The sequence below is a fragment of the Neoaquamicrobium sediminum genome, assembly GCF_013240295.1.
Classification (GTDB): Bacteria; Pseudomonadota; Alphaproteobacteria; order Rhizobiales; family Rhizobiaceae; genus Aerobium; species Aerobium sediminum.
On sequence record NZ_JABETK010000002.1, the window covers coordinates 194,667 to 214,269 of the forward strand.

Sequence of the window (19,603 nt, forward strand, 5' to 3'; positions counted from 1 at the left end):
GCCGCTTTCCATCGCGAGGCAAAATAGCCGGCCTTAGCCATCGAGCCCTACGCTTTCGCTCCGGGTGCCCGGTCGTCCGGCCTGCGGGCTTCGTCGCCATGAAGGCCGCGACGGTCGCGGTCCAACCGACGGAGCATCCCATGCGCGAGCACGACGACTACGAACCGCATCACGAATCGTCACCCACCGACCATGTCCTCAACGAACTGCAACTCCACGGGTACCGCCCCTTCACCGACGAGCCCGACCAGCGGCTTCTGCCGGACGGCAATCAGCCGCGGGCGCCGTCGCCGACATCTTCGACGCTCTGATCGGCACCCTGGCAGACACGCGTCTCGAACCTGACCTCGACGATCTCCTCTGGTCGACCGTGAACGTCTTCCACCGCGCCACCGACCGGATCGGCCGCGAACTGGATGACAATGAGCAGTCCCAGAAGCGGGCGCAGCGCGAACAGGACGGCAGCGAGGTGAAATCGGTCGAACTGGAGCGCCTGATCGCAGAGGGGATCACGCTGATAGAGCGCCAGAACGCCTTCGAGCTGATGCGCGACCAGGCCGCCGAACACTACGAACGCCACGTCGGCAAGCCTTGGCTCCCGCGCAGCGGATCGAAGGTCAACCATCGCAATCTGACTTCGGCGATGATCGACAGCCGCGACTTTCTCATGGCGAAGAAGCGCGCCGATCAGGAAGTACTACTTCCGCCCGGTCCCAAGATCATCGTCACCGGCGGCCTCGACTTCAATGATCACCAGCTTATCTGGGCAAAGCTCGATCAGGTTCACGCCAAGCACGCCGGCATGGTTCTGGTCCATGGAAAGTCGCCAAAGGGTGCCGAGAGGATCGCCTCGCTCTGGGCATCGAACCGCAACGTTCCGCAAATCGGCTTTGCACCCGATTGGACCAAGCACGGACGATCGGCACCGTTCAAGCGGAATGACCAGATGCTCGATATCGTGCCGAAGGGCGTGCTGCACTTCCCGGGCACGGGCATAAATGACAACCTCGCCGACAAGGCCAAGAAGCTCGGCATTCCGGTTTGGAAGCACGGCGGCGCGTGAGCGCCGCCACGCATGGGCCGCTGCCTAGCGCTTCATCTTCGTGACTTTGTAGACGCACCCGGAGCGATCATACGTGGTCCAATCACCGACTTGCTGACCGTCTTCAAAGTAGCCGGACCGCAGCTTCGAACCGTCGCGGCGAAACCACTCCCAGTATCCGGTAGGTTGTCCCTCCATCGTCTGGCCGACGACCCACAAGCTTCCGTCCTTGTGTCGCTTCTGGAAAGCGAGCGTCTCCGTCATCGGCAACCCCACGTTCAGTCTGGCTCGCCTGTCACTGCGATACGGGCGGATCGCGCGTAGAAGGCAAGCTCGGTGTCGTTTTCGATCAACGCGTCGAGGAGCGCTTTCATATCCGCTTGGTCCGAAGACGACTGGAAGGGGCCCGGCTGCCGCTCAATCGCCAGCACAGCGATCGTCAAAGCCTTTTTCACGAGGTGCAGATTACGTCCTGTGAACTCCGCCATCGTCCAGCCCTTCGCGACTCTACACTTGCCGCCAAGAGCATAGCGCAAATGAAGCCATCTGAGGACACGACGCGAGGCTGAGTCGAAAGCAGCGTCGAGACTGTAAAACGGGTCTCCCGACGCGAAGACCACCTCCGCCTATCAGCGCTGATCCTTGGTCCAGCCGCGGACTTGTCGCCATCAACCCATGAAGGGTCGGCTATGCGAGCATGCCGCCGCTGCGGCTGCGCCTGCGCGGTGATTGCAGTCCACGGCCGAACACTTCGGGCGCCTGTCGGCGGGGATGGTCCCCCGCTCCAGCAGGAGCCCAGCAGATGTCCCTCAATCAAGCTCACGCCTTCGCCTTCAGCCTCGCCACCACCCTGATGGTCTCGATTGTCATCTTCCAGGCGGGCGACGGCAGCATGGGTGTCATGCCCGCGGGCGAATATGACGGCGAACTCGCCGCGATCGTCCATGAGGTTGATCCCTTCGCCCGCTGATCGCGGGCAAGGCTTCACGGCCGCAAGCGGAAGTCCGGCAGGATTTCCGCTCCCGTCCCGGCTTGTCATTCGCTATACTTCAGGCGCGCTGTGGTGGTGGTGGAGGCGCGATCGTCAGCCATGAACGATTGGAAACCACTGCCATGATCATCCTTGCCATACTCGCATCCCTCTTCGCCGTCGGCCTGCTCTGCTGGCTGGTGTTCACCTTGGCCGTTTTCACTCTGCCCGCCTTCGTCGGCGTGACGACGGGCGCCTGGGCCAACGAAGGCGGCGCCGGCATTGCCGGCGCTGTCGTCGTGGGCGCGCTCGCGGCGGCGATGACGCTCGCCATCGGGCACCTCCTGATCGCCTTCGTCCGCCCGATGTGGCTGAAACTCGTCGTGGCGATCGCCTTCGTCGCCCCGGCGGCGATCGCGGGTTTTCATGCCACCCATGGCATCGTGAAGCACCTGATGCCGTCGGAAGCGTGGCAGATGGCGTTTTCGATCTTCGGGGCCGTCGCGGTCGGGATCACCGCCTTCCTCCGGGTCGCTGGACTAGTGGCGACTCCCAGCCCATCCAGCCCGGGCCTTACTCGGGCATAATCTTTGTCGAAGTCGTTCCGGCGGATCGGAACAGCACAAGACAAAGCATATCCTCGTAGCCTCCGAGGTTGCAGATGAAGCGGTGGGTGCTGATTGTTCATCGCCCCGAAAAGCAGCCCGCGGGGGAGCGCTTTGGGCAACACCGGCAGCGCATCCGTTCGTGCACCGAAGGCTGAGACGCTCCCGGTGGCAGTCGACGGAGATGCTGGAGCGATGCCTGTAGATGGGGAACGAAGCTGCTACGCACGCCCTGCGCCAACTTGCCGATGCGGGAGGGTCGCCATCTTCTCCGTTATCTGACCGTGCCTAGACCGCTCCAAACGGCCTCTTTAATGGCCTGATCTGGCCGAAGTACGGCTTCGCCTCGATCGCCTATGACACAACAGCCGCGTCGAACTTTCTTCCCCTGCCGGCTGCGCCGTCATTCCTCGCGAGACAAGAAAGCCCTCCTAAGCTGTCAGGCCCCTTCGGGGTGCGCCGTCGACCGCCTCCGGCCTGCCGATCGCCATCGAGGCCGCAATGGTGCGGGCTCGGAAACGGAAAACGGAGAATTACAATGGCGACCATCGGCACCTTCAAGAAGACCGACTCGAACGAGTTCACCGGCGAAATCGTCACCCTCAGCGTCCAGGCCAAGGGCGTGCGCATCGTCCCCGATACCCGCGCCACCGGCGAGAACGCTCCCAGCCACCGCGTCCTGGTGGGCCGCGCCGAGATCGGCGCCGCCTGGTCGAAGCGCTCCAACGAGGGCCGCGACTATCTCGGCCTCAAGCTCGACGATCCGAGCTTCAACGCCCCGATCTACGCCAACCTCTTCGACGACGAGGACGGCGACACCTTCTCGCTGATCTGGTCCCGCCCGAGCGGGCGGCGCGGCGACTGAGGCCTCCGCGCAAGGCCCCGGCCGGAAGGTCGGGGCCTTTCAGCTTTCTGGCAACCGAATCAGCTGACGTTTCCCCGATCGGCTTTGCGGTGGCCAAACTGGCATAGGGCGACTATTATAGTCGTAGTTCTGGCGTGCGCGTAGGTCCGAGTGGGAGGTGATCATGCATGATCACCGCCCGACAATCACGGGCCGCGCGCGCGTTGCTGGGTTGGACACAGGAGACGCTCGCTGACAAGGCTCGCGTATCTCTGACCGCCCTCAAGCGCCTCGAGTCGGCCAGTGGCCTCGAGGTGTACGAGAGCACGCGGGATGAGGTTAGGCGCGCTTTCGAACAGAGTGGCGTCGTGTTCCTGAGCTCCGACCGTGGTGTGGGAGTGATGGTGGTTGATCGCAAAGGGCAAGGCTAACGGCACGCGAGGAGCGAACTCGCAAACGCCCCTCTCATCGGGTTGCGCTAGAAGCTCGCTCGTAACATCGTTAACAAAATGCTCCAGTATGGATGGATATCCGCGCCGGGGAACGCCGTGACTACAAACTTATTTCTTGATGAACCGCCAAGCAGCGCGACGCCGACCGCCTATGACGCGGCCAATGTGAAGCTTTACCTGCGTTTGCTGGATGCCGAAGCGCAAGGCGCTTCCTGGGCGGACGTCGTCGAGACGATTTTCGGGATTTCGGTCAACGCCGAGCCCGAGCGTGCCGAGCGCGTTCACCGCTCGCATCTCGCGCGCGCAAAGTGGATGACGAAGAACGGCTATAGCGGTTTGCTGGCCGGCCGCGTGAACTGAACGTGATGCAGGTTTCGCATCACGTTGCTCCGCCTTCGTTATTCCCAGCCCCCACACAACTTGGAATCGTGTCCGCAGCTCAATTCGCGCGCTAAAACTGCGGAGGCTGTGGAGGATGTCTGAAGAAGATTCTTGGCGGTCAGAGGCCGCTTACGACTATGTCGATGCTCTGTCTCCCGGAGATCTCGCCTGGGAGTTTTTGCGGAGAAACACCGAGTACCGGCGATCATACGACGAATTCCTCCAGGCAGGCGACAACACCGAAGAACTGACCCGGGAGTTTACATCCCGATGGGGGTTGCGATTTCCCGGCAGATCCTTCTGCATCTGCAATCGTCTCTCCAGTCTATTGGGACGCCCACTTCGATCCATCGATCGTCGTCCTCGGCAAAATCCCGACGGCTCACACGCCTCCCTCACTTGACGATTTCATCAGGGCGCAGGCCATAAATGGCATCGATGGCGAGATGCTGCGCCTTCAGATCCGGGGCGAAATTTTCGACGCTTCTCTGCGCGACGGTGCCGGAAGTCTCGCGGCCATGGTCCTTCTTGATGAGCTTACGCCCGACCGCCTGAGCACGCTGGCTCGTTTTTGGGCGGCTCTCGCTGGAAAAACCGTCCCGCCGGATCCGCGTATCACCCGATCCCGACAAAAGCGGGCGCGCGAAATGCTGCGCGTCCTCGACGGTCGGGCATCCGGAGCGACGTATCGTGCAATCGCCGACGCCGTCTTTCCCAAACATGATCACGACGCAGCCTCGTGGGTAGGCAGCGCAATCCGCGAGACGACCATTCGCCTGGCTAGAGACGGCGCGAAGCTCGTCCAGGGCGGCTATCGTTCGATCTTGCGCCGGCCACGCCGAGACCGCTGACGCCCCAAGGGGTGTCGAACTTATCTCCTTTACTTCGACATCGTGCCGACCGCCGCAATCGCGCCACCGTGACCGCAATCCGCCGCCTGTCCGAGGCAGGCGCCGCGAAACCACGGAGGTTCGATCATGGACGAAACGGCCGCCCCCATGCCGCCACGCTACCTCAGGACAGAGGAAGCCGCGCGCTTTCTCGGGCTGTCGGAGCGCACGCTCGAAAAGCACCGAACATATGGCACCGGACCGACCTACCGGAAGCTCGGTGGACGGGTGGTCTATTCGCTGACCGACCTGCAGGCGTGGGCCGATCGCGGCTTGGTGACCTCCACCTCGGATCCGCGTGGCGGCATCGTCGCTCCTGCGAAAGCTGCGGCCTCCCAAGGCCGCAACGCCGGCACTTCCGGCCTTCGCTGATCCGGTCTCCGTGATGTCGTCCCGCCATCAACGCAGCGACGAGCGAGCGCAACTCGACCTCTTCCGGGCGCTGCCCGGTGACCTGGCGCCTCGCGATGCGCAGGACCTGATGGCCTATCCGTTCTTCTCCCTCGCCAAGTCGAAGCGGCTTGCGCCGATCGACTTCAAGGCCGGCTCGGTCAAGATCCGTGTCGAGGCAGTGCCCGAGCATGGCATGGCGACGATCTGGGACGCCGACATCCTCATCTGGGCCGCCTCACAGATCGTCGAGGCTCGCGACGTGGGGCTCCAGCCATCGCGGCTGATGGCCACGACCCCGTATGAAATCCTGAACTTCATCGGCCGCGGCGTATCGCTGCGGGATTACGATCGGCTCAAGGCCGCACTCGACCGACTGCAGTCGACTACCGTCGCGACCTCGATCCGCCAGCCGACAGAGCGGCGGATGCACCGGTTCTCCTGGATCAACGAGTGGAAGGAACGAGCCGACCAACGCGGCAGGCCGCTCGGCCTCGAACTCATCGTTCCCGACTGGTTTTACAGCTCGGTGCTCGACGACGCGCTGGTGCTCACCATTGACCGCAACTACTTCGGCCTGACCGGAGGGCTGGAGCGCTGGCTGTACCGCTTGGTGCGCAAGCACGGCGGCAAGCAGGAGTTCGGCTGGAGCTTCGACTTTCCGCACCTCCATGCAAAGTCGGGTAGCCTCTCGCCGCTCAAGCACTTTGCCTACGACCTCCGCGAGATCGTCCGCCGGCAGCCGCTCCTGGGTATCAGCTCACCATCGAGCGGTGCGTCGGCGGTCCCGACATCCTGTCCTTCGCACCCACCGATCCCGACGCGCTTGGCATTCCGCGCCGCCGTCGCCGCTCGAAAACTCGCCCTGGGGATAAGCTGTGAATCGTCTCGTGCTATCGGGGACCGGCACTATCGTGCCATCGAGGACCGAAGTCTCGTGCTATCGGGGACCGGATTCGACGAATCCTCGCGCTGAATCAGCGACTTGCAAGCCCTGTAACTTATCTAACCTAGATTCCTACGGAATCTTTCTAACGCGACCGTGCTTTTCGGCCGCTGTGGACGAGTCCCCGATCGCCGGGAGACCGTCATGATCGTCGCACTGCTCAACCAGAAGGGCGGCGTCGGGAAAACGACGCTCGCCCTGCACCTCGCCGGCGAATGGGCTCGCCGTGGACAGCGCGTGACGCTGATCGACGCCGACCCCCAGGGTTCGGCGCTCGACTGGTCGCAGCAGCGCAACCGAGAGGGGTTGGAGCGGCTGTTCGGTGTCGTCGGCCTGGCCCGCGACACGCTCCACCGCGAAGCGCCGGAGTTGGCCCGCGACGTTGACCATGTCGTCATCGACGGCCCGCCGCGCGTCGCTGGGCTGATGCGCTCGGCGCTGCTCGCGGCCGATCTCGTGATGATTCCGGTGCAGCCGTCGCCGCTCGATGGCTGGGCCTCCGCCGAAATGCTCTCGCTGCTCGGCGAGGCACGCATCTACCGCCCGCAACTCGCCGCCCGCTTCGTGCTGAACCGGTGCGCGGCTCGCACCGTGTTGGCGCGCGAGACCGCCGAAACGCTCGCGGATCACGACCCGCCCTTGCTCTCGACCACGATCGGCCAGCGCATCGTCTTCGCCGATGTCGTGCAGACCGGCCGGCTCGCCGCCGAGCAGGACGAGGATTGCCCTGGCGCGCGCGAGATCGCCGCGCTCGCGGCGGAAGTCGCGAGGATCGGCGCATGAGCGCGCGGTCCCCAAAACGCAGCTTCGCGGCGCGTCCGGCCGATCCGGAGAGCTGGATCAAGGCGCCCGAGCGCCACACCCCGCGCGCACAAGCCGGCGAGGACTTCTCGGCGCGACTGACGATCGACGTGACTGCGGATATGCGCGGCCGCATCAAGATCGCCGCCTTCCAGCGCGGGCAGACCGTCGCCGAAATGCTGCGCGCGCTGTTCGAGCGCCAATTCCCACCCCCGTCAGGAGAAGGATCATGACCGGCCATGTCGCCGCGCCAATGCGCGTCGGCCGCGCTGCCGCCGAGCCGCCGCCAGAAGCTTTCACCCAGGTCGAACTTACTTGGGTCGAGAAGCGAACGGAGCACTGGATACGGTTCGGTCACGAGCTACGCGAACAGATCCTCGACCGGCGCCGACGCATCCTCTTCTTCCCTCCGGGAAGCATCTTTGCGCTGGTCCGATGGGCCGCGAATGAGCACGGGACCGTGCTCTCGCGCCTCGACATCCTGCGCGCTGTTGAGCCTGCTGCGCCATGCCAGACGATGCCGACCGTCACGCCCGGAGCGGACATCCTCTTGCGCGTCGACGGCTGGCCGAAGGTGGAGCGCATGCTCCAGCTCATCGACGCCATTGAGGCGCGCGGCATCGAGCCGATCGAGGTCTCGCCGGACCATTGGCGCCACGTCCACAACCGAATGACCGTCGGCGAAACGCCACGCGCTTATGGTCTTCGGCAGCATCGCGCCTTTCTCCTGCGCCAGGAGATCGGCGCATGACGCGGCTCTCCTACGCCATCGCCACAACGGCGGCGGTGTCGCTTCTAGGCCTCGCCTCGATCGCCTCATTCGCGCCGCGCCTCATCTGGAACGCTTCAGCCAGCACGCCGGTCGGCTTCTACACGATCGGCGATGTGCGCGCCCTCGACGTGACCGATCTGGTGGCGGTCGACGCGCCCGAGCCGCTCGCGACATTCCTGTCCGATGGCGACTACCTGCCACGCGGCGTGCCGCTCTTGAAGCGCGTCGCCGCGCTCCCGGGTCAACGGGTTTGCCGGACCGGGCTCGCCATCACGGTCGACGGCGTGCCGATCGGCGACGCCCTCGATCGCGATCGTCGCGGTCGCCCGCTCCCCGTTTGGCAGGGCTGCCGCTTGGTCGCAGCTGGCGAGTTGTTCCTGATGAACTGGCAGGTCCGCGACAGCCTCGACGGCCGCTACTTCGGCCCGCTTCCGGCCACCGCCGTGATCGGCCGGGCCACCCCTCTCTACACCGACGAGGACGGCGATGGCCGCTTCGTCTGGCGCGCGCCGACGCGGTGACGGCGAGCCCATGACCCTGTCCACCGCAACCTGAAGGAGACGACCAATGCCCGTGATCGGTCAATTCATGCGCGAGAATGATGGCTTCATCGGCCATCTGACGACACTTTCCCTGCACCAGGACATCATCGTCGTCGCGGCCGAGCCGTCCGATGCCGAGAACGCGCCGGACTATCGCGTTCATGTGCTCGACACCATGAGCAACGAGACCGGCGCGGAGATCGGCGCAGGCTGGAAGCGCACCGGCGAGAAGGCCGGCGAATACGTCTCGCTGCAGCTTGACGATCCGACCTTCGAACATCCGATCCGCGCCAACCTGTTCCAGTCGGCCGACGACAAGTCCGCCTGGGCCCTACACTGGAACCGCCCGCCAAAGCGCGGCGAGCGGGACTGAACGATGCCCGCCACACGCATCAAACCTGTCGTCGGAGGGAGGATCGCCCTCCGACGTGCAGCTCTCCTTCTCCTTTCCGGCCTGGTCCTCGCCGGATCCGCCGCGAGCACTGCCTACGCCCAGCAGGCGCAGGTCGAGCATCCATCACGCAGCGATCCCTATGGCGCGTACATTGCAGAGGCGTCTCAGCGGTTTGGCGTTCCAGAAACGTGGATACGTGCCGTCATGCGCGTCGAGAGCGCGGGCGATGTGCGCGCGATCTCGTCGGCCGGCGCAATGAGCCTGATGCAAATCATGCCCGCCACGTGGGAGGAGTTGCGCGTCCGGCATCGGCTCGGCGGCAACCCCTACGACCCCCGGGACAACATTCTGGCGGGTGCTGCATATCTGCGCGAGATGCACGACCGTTACGGATCGCCGGGGTTTTTGGCGGCCTACAACGCGGGTCCGGGCCGCTACGAAGAGTATCTCGCCGGCCGCCCATTGCCGGCCGAAACGCGCGCCTATGTCGCGACGCTCGCCCCCATCGTCGGGGGCGGTGAACTGACCGGTCCTGTCATGGTGGCGGCCGCCGATCCACTGACCTGGACGAGAGCGCCGCTCTTCGTCGTACAGTCGGCCGGCAGAGAGTCTGCCGTGCCGTTACAGTCTGACGGCAAGCCGGACACCGCCACGGCGGCGGAACCGGTGCGCGATCAGGGCCCCGTCGCTGCGCCCACCGATGGCCTTTTCGTTGCGCGCAGCGTTTCCGGGGACCGCGATGACCGCGTTCGCACCCGTTCGTACCGTGGCGTGCCTTGGCGGAAGATGGGCAGTCTGCGGAGGGGGAGCAGTCAGCACAACCGAAAGATGGCGAGATAAAAGCCGGCGATGTGCGGCTTGGTGCGGTCGTGTGTTTTCAGGGGCTTATGGCGCATTTGCGCGAGGTGCACCTTGCCGGCGCAGCCTGCGCATTCGCCATTTTTCCAAGTGTTTCCTTCGCTTTGCGCGATGTGCGGAGCTTTGGCGATGAGCGGCGAGGACGATTTCCGCATCCGGCCTGGCCGCATCCGCTCGACCCGCGCGCAACAGGCACGGCCCTTCATCGCTCAGGCACTTGCGGCCGCACAGCGGGCTGGCGGCCGCGTCTCGCGATCCGGCCAGATCACCAAGAGCAATCGCTCGCGGTTCGGTCGCGGGCAGCGCGCGACAGTGCAGGCCAACCGGCTCCTGACCAGCCGGTCGCGCAACGTGGTTTTCAAGACGCGCGTCGTGCGGCACACCGCCAAGGCCGCGCCGCTTAGCGCCCACCTCAGCTACCTCAGGCGCGAGGGTGTTACCCGACGGGGAGAAGGCCCAGCTGTTCGGTCCCGAGACCGGAGACGCCGATCCCAAGGCCTTCGCTGAGCGAACCCAGGACGACCGCCATCATTTCCGCTTCATCGTCTCACCGGAGGACGCAACGGAGATGTCCGACCTCAGGACATACGCCCGCGACCTGATGGGGCAGATGGAAAAGGACCTCGGCACCAAGCTCGACTGGGTCGGCGTCGATCATTGGAACACCGACAATCCCCATGTCCACATCATCCTGCGGGGACGTACCGACGACAGCCAGGACCTCGTAATCTCCCGCGACTACATCAAGGAGGGCATGCGCGCCCGCGCGCAGGACCTCGTCACCCAGGAACTGGGGCCCCGCACCGAGCAGGAGATCCGTCGTAACCTCGGACGTCAGGTCGAGGCGGAACGCTGGACCGATCTCGATCGGCAGATCTCCCGCGACAGCTATCGCAGCGGCATCGTCGACCTCGCGCCACGTCCCGATCAGAAGCCTGACGAGTTCCACGCGTTGAAGGTCGGCAGGCTGCGCAAGCTGGAGACGCTTGGTCTCGCCGATCAGGTCGGTCCCGGTCAATGGGTTGTGTCGGAGACTGCGGAGAAGACTCTACGCGCCCTCGGTGAACGCGGCGACATCATCAAGCGCATCCATCGTGGCCTGACCGAGCGCGGCATCGAGCGTGGCGCCGCGAGCTATGTGCTCGCGGGCGAAAGCATCGATGACCCTGTCATCGGGCGTCTGGTCGATCGCGGTCTCGACGACGAACTGAAGGGCACGGCCTACGCCGTCGTCGACGGCACCGACGGGCGAACCCATCATATTAAGCTCCCCGATCTCGACGCGGCTGCCGACAGCGCGCCGGGTTCGATCGTCGAGCTGCGCAAGTTCGACGACGTGCAGGGCCGCCGCCGTGTCGCACTCGCTGTTCGATCCGATCTCGATATCGAACAGCAGGTCCATGCGACCGGCGCCACCTGGCTCGACCGGCAGGCTATCGCCCGCGAACCGGTGGCTCTCGGTGGAGGCGGCTTTGGCGCGGAGGTGCGGCAGGCAATGGACCGACGCGCCGAGCATCTTATCCACCAAGGGCTCGCCGAGCGTCAGACCCGCGGCGTCAGCTTCTCGCCGGGGCTGATCGAAACTTTGCGCCAGCGCGAGGTCGAAGCGCTCGGGGAGAAGCTCGCGGCCGAGACCGGCCGGCCATTCTCGAAGGCCGGAACGGGCGAGTATGTGGCGGGCACCTATCGCCAGCGCTTCGCGCTCGCCTCCGGCCGCTTCGCCATGATCGACGACGGGCTCGGCTTCCAGCTCGTGCCCTGGTCGCCGTCCCTCGAACGTCAACTCGGCCAGCACGTCTCCGGGGTCTCGCGCGGGGGCGGCGGCGTCGACTGGAGCTTCGGCCGCAATCGCGGCCTCGGCATGTAGCCCCACCAAGAAAGGAGTACCTGCCATGTCGGCGACGAAAATCCTCTGGGGGCAGATCCTCACCGTTTTCCTGATCGTGTTGATGACGACCTGGGGCGCCACGCAATGGACAGCCTACCGTCTCGGCTTCCAGCCCCAGCTCGGTCAGCCTTGGTTCGAACTGGCCGGATGGCCGATCTATTATCCCCCGGCCTTCTTCTGGTGGTGGTATTTCTACGACGCCTATGCGCCGCCGATCTTTGTCGAGGGCGCCTATATCGCCGCGTCGGGTGGCTTCATCTCCATCGCCGTCGCGATCGGCATGTCGGTATGGCGGGCGCGTGAAGCCAAGAACGTCGAGACCTATGGCTCGGCCCGCTGGGCACGACCGGAAGAGGTGAAGGCGGCAGGACTGCTCGGCCCCGACGGAGTCGTACTCGGCAGGCATGAGCGCGAGTATCTCCGCCATGACGGTCCGGAGCATGTGCTGTGCTTCGCGCCGACCCGTTCCGGCAAGGGCGTTGGCCTGGTGGTGCCTTCGCTCTTGACGTGGCCGGGGTCGGCGATCGTCCACGACATCAAGGGCGAGAACTGGACGCTCACCGCCGGCTATCGCGCACGGCATGGCCGCGTGCTGCTCTTCGATCCGACGAACGCGAAGTCGGCGGCCTACAACCCGCTGCTCGAAGTGCGCCGCGGCGAATGGGAAGTCCGCGACGTGCAGAACATCGCCGACATTCTCGTCGACCCGGAAGGCTCGCTCGAAAAGCGAAACCACTGGGAGAAGACATCGCACGCGCTTCTGGTCGGCGCGATCCTGCATGTCCTGTACGCAGAGGCCGACAAGACATTGGCCGGCGTCGCCGCCTTTCTCTCCGATCCGAAGCGCCCGATCGAGTCGACCCTCGCGGCGATGATGAAGACCGCCCATCTCGGCGAGGCCGGTCCACATCCGGTGATCGCCAGCGCCGCCCGCGAACTGCTCAACAAGTCCGATAACGAGCGCTCCGGGGTGCTGTCGACAGCGATGTCGTTCCTCGGCCTGTATCGCGATCCCGTCGTGGCCGAGGTCACCCGTCGCTGCGACTGGCGTATCGCCGACATGGTTGGAGGCAAGTATCCGACCACGCTCTACCTCGTGGTGCCGCCATCGGACATCAACCGGACCAAGCCGCTGATCCGCCTGATCCTCAATCAGGTCGGCCGTCGCCTCACCGAGGACCTGCAGGCGAAGAGCAATCGACACCGGCTGCTGCTCATGCTCGACGAATTTCCCGCCCTTGGGCGCCTGGACTTTTTCGAGAGCGCGCTCGCCTTCATGGCAGGCTACGGTCTGAAGGCGTTCCTCATCGCGCAATCGCTGAACCAAATCGAGAAAGCTTACGGTCCGAACAACTCGATCCTCGATAACTGCCATGTGCGCGTCAGCTTCGCCACCAACGACGAGCGAACTGCGAAGCGCGTTTCGGATGCGCTTGGCACCGCGACCGAAATGAAGGCCATGAAGAACTATGCCGGCCACCGGCTATCGCCCTGGCTCGGCCACCTGATGGTGTCGCGCTCGGAGACTGCACGGCAATTGCTCACGCCGGGCGAGATCATGCAGCTCCCGCCGTCAGACGAGATCGTCATGGTCGCCGGCATCCCGCCTATCCGCGCAAAGAAGGCACGCTATTACGAGGATCGTCGGCTTCAGGAGCGCATCCTTACGCCCCCGCACTCACGAAGCCCGCAAGCGCTCGAGCCGACGATTGGAGCGCGCTCGCCATACCGGAACCTCCCGTACTGAGTGCGCCAGCTCCGGCAGATAACCTAGCCGACGACGACCCGACGGACTCCGAGCAGCGGCATCAGCCTGAACTGAGCCGCATCAAAACAGTCGAACGCAAGGCGATCGTCGACAACGAATTCGAGATCGATCCTCGCGACGACGTCGATGAGGATGCTGCGCGCCTCAGCCGCATGACGCAGACCATGCGCCAAGTCGCTCGGCAGGCATCGCTCGATCCTGGCGATGGCATCGAGCTATAGGAGGCGGGGGTGACCAAACCTTTGAAGAAGCAGCGGCTGTCGGTCTATCTCGACCCGGACGTCATGAAGGCGCTCGCAGCCCATGCTGCCCGGCGCGATCTGTCCCTGTCACTGGTAGCCGAGGCCGGTATCGCTTCATTCCTCTCGCCGGACGCTGCCGAGCGTCAGGAGGCCGCGACGACGAAGCGGCTTGACCAGCTCGACCGACGCATGGCGCGCATGGAGCGCGATCTGGGAATATCGGTCGAGACGCTCGCCGTGTTCATCCGCTTCTGGCTGACCTCCAACCCGCCGTTGCCGGAGCCGGCGCAAGTTGCGGCTCGCGCCAAAGCGTCGGAGCGCTACGAAGCCTTCGTGACCGCGCTCGGCAGACGACTCGCGCAAGGTCCGAAGCTCAGGCAGGAAATCGCGGAAGACATCCCCGCGCGCGACGCGGAATAATCACTGGTTGACGTATCACAAGTATTCGACCGTTCCGCCGTTTCCCTGTCTTTGTACGCCACAGTACGACGGCCACATGATGGTTGTTGTCACGCCATGATTTCTGCCTCTTCTACTCATCCCCGATCCAGGGCCGCCCGCGGCGGTCCCGCAAAAGACGGGGGGGACAGCGTGACGGCAGCTCACCAGAAATCGGAGGCGATCCTTCGCGGGGCTCGGATGCTGCGCACTGCGCTCGGCCCGGCGATCGCCACGTTTCTGGAAGACCCCGCAATCGTCGAGGTGATGCTCAACCCCGACGGGCGGCTCTGGGTCGACCGGTTGTCGGAAGGTCTCTCCGACACCGGTGAACGGCTATCTCCAGCCGACGGCGAACGCATAGTTCGACTTGTCGCACATCACGTCGGGGCCGAGGTTCATGCCGGGGCGCCCCGCGTCTCCGCCGAACTGCCTGAAACAGAGGAGCGGTTTGAGGGCCTTCTGCCGCCGGTGGTGTCCGCGCCGGCTTTCGCGATCCGGAAGCCAGCCGTCGCCGTGTTCACGCTCGATGACTATGTCGCGGCTGGCATCATGCTGTCCGACCAAGCCGAAACACTGCGTCAGGCCGTTCTTCATAGGCGGAACATTCTCGTCGCCGGCGGCACCTCCACCGGTAAGACCACGCTCACGAACGCCCTGTTAGCGGAGGTATCGAAGACATCCGATCGCGTCGTGTTGATCGAGGACACCCGTGAACTGCAATGCGCCGCGCCAAACCTGGTCGCAATGCGCACGAAGGACGGCGTCGCTTCTCTCTCCGATCTTGTCCGTTCCTCGTTGCGTCTTCGTCCCGACCGCATCCCGATCGGCGAAGTGCGCGGTGCAGAGGCGCTCGATCTGCTGAAGGCCTGGGGCACCGGCCATCCCGGCGGCGTCGGCACGATCCACGCCGGCACCGCCATCGGCGCTCTTCGCCGGATGGAGCAACTCATCCAGGAAGCCGTCGTCACGGTTCCGCGCGCGCTGATCGCCGAGACCATTGATCTGGTTGCGGTGCTCTCCGGCCGCGGCTCCTCGCGCCGCCTTGCCGAGCTTGCCCGCGTCGAAGGCCTGGGCCCCGACGGCGACTACTGCGTCACTCCAACAATTCCGTCCATCTCAGGAGACAGGTAATGATCAAGCATGCCCTGCGCATCCGCCGTCACATCGCCACGGCGGCTTCCGTCACTTTCATTTCCATAGCCCTCGCACCTGCCGCTCATGCGTCCGGTTCGTCGATGCCATGGGAAGCTCCTCTGCAGTCGATCCTCGAATCGATCGAGGGCCCGGTCGCAAAGATCATCGCGGTGATGATCATCATCATCACCGGCCTGACTCTCGCCTTCGGCGACACGTCGGGCGGAGCGCGCCGCCTGATCCAGATCGTGTTCGGCCTGTCGATCGCCTTCGCCGCGTCGAGCTTCTTCCTCTCGTTCTTCTCGTTCGGCGGCGGGGCGCTTGTCTGATGGCCGTTGGAGCGGATCATAGCGCGGACGTACCGGGCTTTTCCGTGCCGGTTCATCGTGCGCTGACCGAGCACATCCTGCTCGGCGGTGCGCCGCGCTCGCTCGCGATCCTCAATGGCACCCTGGCCGCCGCGCTTGGCTTGGGCCTTCGCCTTTGGCTGGTCGGGCTGGCGCTATGGGCGGTCGGCCACTTCGCCGCCGTCTGGGCGGCCAAACGTGATCCGCAATTTGTCGACGTCGTGCGCAAGCATCTGCGCATCCCCGGCCACTTGGCAACGTGAGGAGCCGGGCAATGATGAACCTAGCCGAATACCGCAATCGGAATACCCGGCTCGCCGACTTCCTACCCTGGGCGGCGCTCGCCGGCGACGGCGTCGTCCTCAACAAAGACGGCAGCCTGCAGCGCTCGGCCCGCTTTCGCGGTCCTGACCTCGACAGCGCAGTGCCAGCCGAGCTCGTCGCCGTCGCTGGCCGGCTGAACAACGCCTTCCGTCGCCTTGGTTCCGGCTGGGCCATATTCGTCGAAGCGCAGCGCCATGGCGCGGTGTCATATCCGGCAAGCACATTTGCCGACAGCGCTTCGGCGCTTGTCGATGCCGAGCGCAAGGCAGACTTTGAAGAAGCCGGCGCCCATTTCGAATCCAGCTACTTTCTCACATTCCTTTATCTACCGCCGGCCGAGGATGCCGCCCGTGCCGAGACCTGGCTTTACGAGGGTCGGGACCATGCCGGCGTCGATGCGCGCGAAGTGCTCCGAAGTTTTGTCGATCGCACCGACCGTATCCTCAACCTGATAGACGCCTTCATGCCGGAGTGCGTATGGCTCGATGACGCCGAAACGCTCACCTACCTGCATTCGACGATCTCGACGAAGCGCCATCGCGTCCGCGTGCCCGAAACGCCGATGTACCTCGACGCTTTGCTCGCCGATCAGCCGCTCACCGGCGGGCTGGAGCCCCGGCTTGGAGATGCGCACGTACGCATCCTCACTATCGTCGGCTTCCCGACCGCGACGACGCCCGGCATCCTCGACGAGCTGAACCGACTTGCCTTTCCCTATCGCTGGTCGACCCGAGCGATCCTGCTCGACAAGACCGACGCGACCAAGCTGCTGACAAAGATCCGGCGGCAGTGGTTCGCAAAGCGCAAGTCGATCGCCGCCATTCTCAAGGAGGTGATGACCAACGAGGCATCGGCGCTCGTTGACACTGACGCAGCCAACAAGGCCGCTGACGCTGATATGGCGCTACAGGAACTGGGCGCCGACTATGCCGGCCAAGCCTACGTGACCGCGACCATCACCGTCTGGGACGATGATCCCCGCGTCGCGGCCGAGAAGCTCCGGCTGGTGGAGAAGGTCATTCAGGGCCGCGACTTCACGGCGATGACTGAGACCATCAATGCTGTCGACGCCTGGCTGGGCTCACTCCCCGGGCATGTCTACGCCAACGTCCGCCAGCCGCCCATCAGCACATTGAATCTCGCTCACATGATCCCGCTGTCAGCGGTGTGGGCGGGACCGGAACGGGACGAGCACTTCGATGCACCCCCACTGCTTTACGGCAGAACGGAGGGCTCGACCCCGTTCCGGCTTTCCATCCACGTCGGCGATGTCGGTCATACGCTGATCGTCGGGCCGACCGGCGCCGGTAAATCGGTGCTTCTCGCACTCATGGCGCTCCAGTTCCGCCGCTATCAACAATCTCAGGTCTTCGCCTTCGACTTCGGCGGATCGATCCGCGCCGCGGCGCTCGCCATGCAGGGCGACTGGCATGATCTCGGCGGCGGTTTGACTGAGGGTTCCGAGGAGAGTGTGTCGCTCCAGCCGCTCGCCCGCATCGACGACGTCGCCGAGCGCGCCTGGGCCTCCGACTGGCTGATCGCGATCCTCTCCCGAGAGAGCGTGCCGGTCACGCCCGAGGTCAAGGAGCATCTGTGGTCGGCGCTTTCGTCGTTGGCGTCAGCGCCGGTCGCCGAGCGCACGTTGACCGGGCTGTCGGTCCTTCTCCAGTCCAATGACCTGAAACAGGCGCTGCGACCCTACTGCGTCGGCGGCCCCTATGGCCGGCTGTTGGACGCTGAGGCCGAGCATCTCGGCGAGGCGCATGTCCAGGCTTTCGAGACCGAAGGTCTGATCGGCACCGGTGTGCAGCGGCAGCGGTGCTCGCCTATCTCTTCCATCGCATCGAGGACCGCCTCGACGGCCGGCCGACACTCCTGATCGTGGATGAAGGTTGGCTCGCCCTCGACGACGACGGCTTCGCCGGACAACTCCGCGAATGGCTGAAGACGCTGCGCAAGAAAAACGCCAGCGTCATCTTCGCCACCCAGTCGCTCTCCGACATCGACGGCTCTGCGATAGCGCCGGCGATTATCGAGAGCTGCCAAACGCGCATCCTCCTGCCGAACGAGCGCGCGGTCGAGCCGCAGATCACCGCTATTTACCGCCGCTTCGGTCTCAACGACCGGCAGATCGAAATCCTCGCGCGGGCAACGCCCAAGCGAGACTATTACTGCCAGTCGCGACGGGGCAATCGCCTGTTCGAGCTGGGCCTGTCGGATGTGGCCCTGGCGCTGTGCGCAGCCTCATCCAAACAGCATCAAGCGATGATCGCCGACGTCCACGCCCGAAGCGGCACCGGGTTCCTCGCCGAGTGGCTGGCGGCCAACCGACTCGACTGGGCTGCCGACCTGATCACCGACCTCACCAACGTCAATCAACAAGACCCGGAGGCACGTCCATGACACGTCTGATTCAAACCCACAGTCGCGCACTGCGCGTGACGGCCGCACTCCTCGCGGTCCCGCTCGCACTTTCACCGGTCCTCAGCACCCCGGCTGCCGCTCAGTGGATCGTCTACGACCCAACGAACTATGCCCAGAACGTCCTCACTGCGGCGCGGACCCTCCAGCAGGTGAATCAGCAGATCACTCAGCTTCAGAACGAAGCTCAGATGCTGATCAATCAGGCGCGCAATCTTGCCAGCCTCCCGCACTCTTCGCTTCAGCAGCTTCAACAGTCGGTTCAGCGGACGCAACAGCTTCTGAGCGAGGCGCAGGGGATAGCCCTTAACGTCCAACAGATCGACCGAGCATTCCAGACCACCTATGGCAATGCCTCGATGTCCGCCTCGGATCAGGCGCTCGTCACACAGGCGCGGGAGCGCTGGCAGAACACTGTCGGTGGTCTGCAGGACGCTATGCGAGTCCAGGCGGGTGTTGTCGGCAACATCGACACCAACCGTACGGAGATGTCAGCGCTTATCGGCCAAAGCCAGGGCGCGACGGGGGCGTTGCAGGCGACGCAGGCCGGCAATCAACTGCTCGCACTGCAGGCCCAACAGCTCGCCGACCTCACCGCCGTCGTCGCCGCTAACGGGCGCGCTCAGAGCCTATCCGAAGCCGAGCGCGCCGCAGCGGCGGAACAGGGTCGTGAGCAGCGCCGTCGCTTTCTCACGCCCGGCAGCGGCTACCAGCCGGGCAATGCGCGCATGTTCCCGAACGGCAATTGAGAGGACCGACCGTGGACGGCAAATTGGTCGCTCGGATGGGCGCCGTGATTTTCGTCGCGGTTGCGGTCACCGCGACCGCGATCGAGATGTCCCGGAAAGAGGAAGTGCCTGAGGCTTGGTCGTCCGGACGAACGCCTCAAGAAACTGCGGATCCCCTGCGCGACGCGCTCATCCGCTGCCAGGCACTCGGTGAAGAAGGTCCGCGAGACCCCGCCTGCCGCCGGGCCTGGGCCGAGAACCGACACCGCTTTCTCGCGCCCGGTTCTCGTCCCGTCGAGCGCTTGCCGGACGTAGCATCACCCATCGGTGACGTCTTCAGCCCTCAACCACGAGGGACAGACGCGCAAGATCACGCGCCGACCGCGCCGAGCACGCCACAGATCAACGAAGCGCGATAGCATC

At 64.8% G+C, this 19,603-nt stretch carries 22 protein-coding genes and 5 pseudogenes; 25 read left to right on the plus strand and 2 right to left on the minus strand.

Annotated elements, in window-relative coordinates; all coding sequences use genetic code 11:
- Nucleotides 1-140 precede the first annotated feature (140 nt).
- A pseudogene (locus tag HK436_RS12585) lies at nucleotides 141-1,063 on the plus strand (DUF2493 domain-containing protein).
- Between the two features lie 257 nt (nucleotides 1,064-1,320).
- Here the strand turns inward: HK436_RS12585 and HK436_RS12590 are convergent.
- Nucleotides 1,321-1,578 carry a hypothetical protein gene (locus HK436_RS12590; RefSeq protein ID WP_244648929.1) on the minus strand — a complete coding sequence of 86 codons (258 nt, stop codon included), beginning with the start codon at nucleotides 1,576-1,578 and terminating at the stop codon, nucleotides 1,321-1,323.
- A gap of 266 nt (nucleotides 1,579-1,844) precedes the next feature.
- On the opposite strand from HK436_RS12590, the gene HK436_RS12595 reads away from it, so the two are divergent.
- The 15 genes and pseudogenes from HK436_RS12595 to HK436_RS12660 all read left to right on the plus strand — a co-directional run bounded on the left by HK436_RS12595 (nucleotide 1,845) and on the right by HK436_RS12660 (nucleotide 9,869).
- Nucleotides 1,845-2,012: a hypothetical protein gene (locus tag HK436_RS12595; protein ID WP_167522629.1), complete on the plus strand. Its 168-nt coding sequence runs from the start codon at nucleotides 1,845-1,847 to the stop codon at nucleotides 2,010-2,012.
- Nucleotides 2,013-2,155: 143 nt separating this feature from the next.
- Nucleotides 2,156-2,599, plus strand: a complete 444-nt coding sequence (locus tag HK436_RS12600; RefSeq protein WP_024350843.1) for a hypothetical protein — start codon at nucleotides 2,156-2,158, stop codon at nucleotides 2,597-2,599.
- Between the two features lie 556 nt (nucleotides 2,600-3,155).
- On the plus strand, nucleotides 3,156-3,482 hold the full coding sequence (locus HK436_RS12605) for a DUF736 domain-containing protein (protein ID WP_024350842.1): 327 nt from the start codon (nucleotides 3,156-3,158) through the stop codon (nucleotides 3,480-3,482).
- Nucleotides 3,483-3,649: 167 nt separating this feature from the next.
- Entirely contained in the window at nucleotides 3,650-3,892 is a 243-nt protein-coding gene (locus HK436_RS12610) for a helix-turn-helix domain-containing protein (protein ID WP_024350841.1), read from the plus strand.
- A 117-nt stretch (nucleotides 3,893-4,009) separates the two neighbouring features.
- Complete coding sequence (locus tag HK436_RS12615; protein WP_024350840.1) at nucleotides 4,010-4,273, plus strand: DNA -binding domain-containing protein; 264 nt, start codon at nucleotides 4,010-4,012, stop codon at nucleotides 4,271-4,273.
- A 115-nt stretch (nucleotides 4,274-4,388) separates the two neighbouring features.
- Nucleotides 4,389-4,697: a transcriptional regulator domain-containing protein gene (locus tag HK436_RS33560; protein ID WP_354320922.1), complete on the plus strand. Its 309-nt coding sequence runs from the start codon at nucleotides 4,389-4,391 to the stop codon at nucleotides 4,695-4,697.
- A gap of 115 nt (nucleotides 4,698-4,812) precedes the next feature.
- Complete coding sequence (locus tag HK436_RS12620) at nucleotides 4,813-5,145, plus strand: DUF2285 domain-containing protein (protein ID WP_234905396.1); 333 nt, start codon at nucleotides 4,813-4,815, stop codon at nucleotides 5,143-5,145.
- Nucleotides 5,146-5,271: 126 nt separating this feature from the next.
- Nucleotides 5,272-5,556, plus strand: a complete 285-nt coding sequence (locus tag HK436_RS12625) for a helix-turn-helix transcriptional regulator (protein ID WP_024350838.1) — start codon at nucleotides 5,272-5,274, stop codon at nucleotides 5,554-5,556.
- Between the two features lie 13 nt (nucleotides 5,557-5,569).
- Nucleotides 5,570-6,456, plus strand: a pseudogene (locus HK436_RS12630) (replication initiator protein A).
- A gap of 208 nt (nucleotides 6,457-6,664) precedes the next feature.
- Nucleotides 6,665-7,303 carry a ParA family partition ATPase gene (gene parA / locus HK436_RS12635; protein WP_024350836.1) on the plus strand — a complete coding sequence of 213 codons (639 nt, stop codon included), beginning with the start codon at nucleotides 6,665-6,667 and terminating at the stop codon, nucleotides 7,301-7,303.
- Nucleotides 7,300-7,554: a hypothetical protein gene (locus HK436_RS12640; RefSeq protein ID WP_024350835.1), complete on the plus strand. Its 255-nt coding sequence runs from the start codon at nucleotides 7,300-7,302 to the stop codon at nucleotides 7,552-7,554. Before parA ends, HK436_RS12640 begins: the two co-directional genes overlap by 4 nt.
- Nucleotides 7,551-8,072 carry a DUF2840 domain-containing protein gene (locus tag HK436_RS12645; RefSeq protein ID WP_024350834.1) on the plus strand — a complete coding sequence of 174 codons (522 nt, stop codon included), beginning with the start codon at nucleotides 7,551-7,553 and terminating at the stop codon, nucleotides 8,070-8,072. Before HK436_RS12640 ends, HK436_RS12645 begins: the two co-directional genes overlap by 4 nt.
- Nucleotides 8,069-8,614, plus strand: a complete 546-nt coding sequence (locus HK436_RS12650) for a S26 family signal peptidase (RefSeq protein WP_024350833.1) — start codon at nucleotides 8,069-8,071, stop codon at nucleotides 8,612-8,614. The genes HK436_RS12645 and HK436_RS12650 overlap by 4 nt, the downstream gene beginning before the upstream one ends.
- 46 nt (nucleotides 8,615-8,660) lie before the next feature.
- Nucleotides 8,661-9,008, plus strand: coding sequence for a DUF736 domain-containing protein (locus HK436_RS12655; RefSeq protein WP_024350832.1), 348 nt, complete (start codon nucleotides 8,661-8,663; stop codon nucleotides 9,006-9,008).
- Between the two features lie 3 nt (nucleotides 9,009-9,011).
- Nucleotides 9,012-9,869, plus strand: coding sequence for a lytic transglycosylase domain-containing protein (locus tag HK436_RS12660; protein ID WP_173190369.1), 858 nt, complete (start codon nucleotides 9,012-9,014; stop codon nucleotides 9,867-9,869).
- Here the strand turns inward: HK436_RS12660 and HK436_RS12665 are convergent.
- On the minus strand, nucleotides 9,842-10,093 hold the full coding sequence (locus tag HK436_RS12665; protein ID WP_173190134.1) for a hypothetical protein: 252 nt from the start codon (nucleotides 10,091-10,093) through the stop codon (nucleotides 9,842-9,844). The genes HK436_RS12660 and HK436_RS12665 overlap by 28 nt on opposite strands.
- Here HK436_RS12665 and HK436_RS12670 point away from each other — a divergent pair.
- From HK436_RS12670 to trbK-alt, 9 genes and pseudogenes are all read left to right on the plus strand, one after another.
- Nucleotides 10,017-11,754: pseudogene (locus HK436_RS12670) on the plus strand (relaxase/mobilization nuclease domain-containing protein). The gene HK436_RS12665 and the pseudogene HK436_RS12670 sit on opposite strands and share 77 nt — an antisense overlap.
- Nucleotides 11,755-11,779: 25 nt before the next feature.
- Nucleotides 11,780-13,764: pseudogene (locus HK436_RS12675) on the plus strand (conjugal transfer protein TraG).
- 9 nt (nucleotides 13,765-13,773) lie between these two features.
- Nucleotides 13,774-14,205 carry a hypothetical protein gene (locus tag HK436_RS12680; protein ID WP_024350828.1) on the plus strand — a complete coding sequence of 144 codons (432 nt, stop codon included), beginning with the start codon at nucleotides 13,774-13,776 and terminating at the stop codon, nucleotides 14,203-14,205.
- 171 nt (nucleotides 14,206-14,376) lie between these two features.
- Entirely contained in the window at nucleotides 14,377-15,357 is a 981-nt protein-coding gene (gene trbB / locus HK436_RS12685) for a P-type conjugative transfer ATPase TrbB (RefSeq protein WP_024350827.1), read from the plus strand.
- Nucleotides 15,357-15,689, plus strand: a complete 333-nt coding sequence (locus tag HK436_RS12690) for a TrbC/VirB2 family type IV secretion system protein (RefSeq protein ID WP_024350826.1) — start codon at nucleotides 15,357-15,359, stop codon at nucleotides 15,687-15,689. Before trbB ends, HK436_RS12690 begins: the two co-directional genes overlap by 1 nt.
- A complete protein-coding gene (locus tag HK436_RS12695) occupies nucleotides 15,689-15,970 on the plus strand; it encodes a VirB3 family type IV secretion system protein (RefSeq protein WP_024350825.1) in 282 nt (93 codons plus the stop codon). The genes HK436_RS12690 and HK436_RS12695 overlap by 1 nt, the downstream gene beginning before the upstream one ends.
- Before the next feature lie 11 nt (nucleotides 15,971-15,981).
- A pseudogene (trbE, locus tag HK436_RS12700) lies at nucleotides 15,982-18,434 on the plus strand (conjugal transfer protein TrbE).
- Nucleotides 18,431-19,201: a P-type conjugative transfer protein TrbJ gene (trbJ, locus tag HK436_RS12705; RefSeq protein WP_029660577.1), complete on the plus strand. Its 771-nt coding sequence runs from the start codon at nucleotides 18,431-18,433 to the stop codon at nucleotides 19,199-19,201. Before trbE ends, trbJ begins: the two are co-directional and overlap by 4 nt.
- A gap of 11 nt (nucleotides 19,202-19,212) precedes the next feature.
- Nucleotides 19,213-19,599: a putative entry exclusion protein TrbK-alt gene (gene trbK-alt, locus HK436_RS32405; RefSeq protein ID WP_070154328.1), complete on the plus strand. Its 387-nt coding sequence runs from the start codon at nucleotides 19,213-19,215 to the stop codon at nucleotides 19,597-19,599.
- Nucleotides 19,600-19,603: the final 4 nt, after the last annotated feature.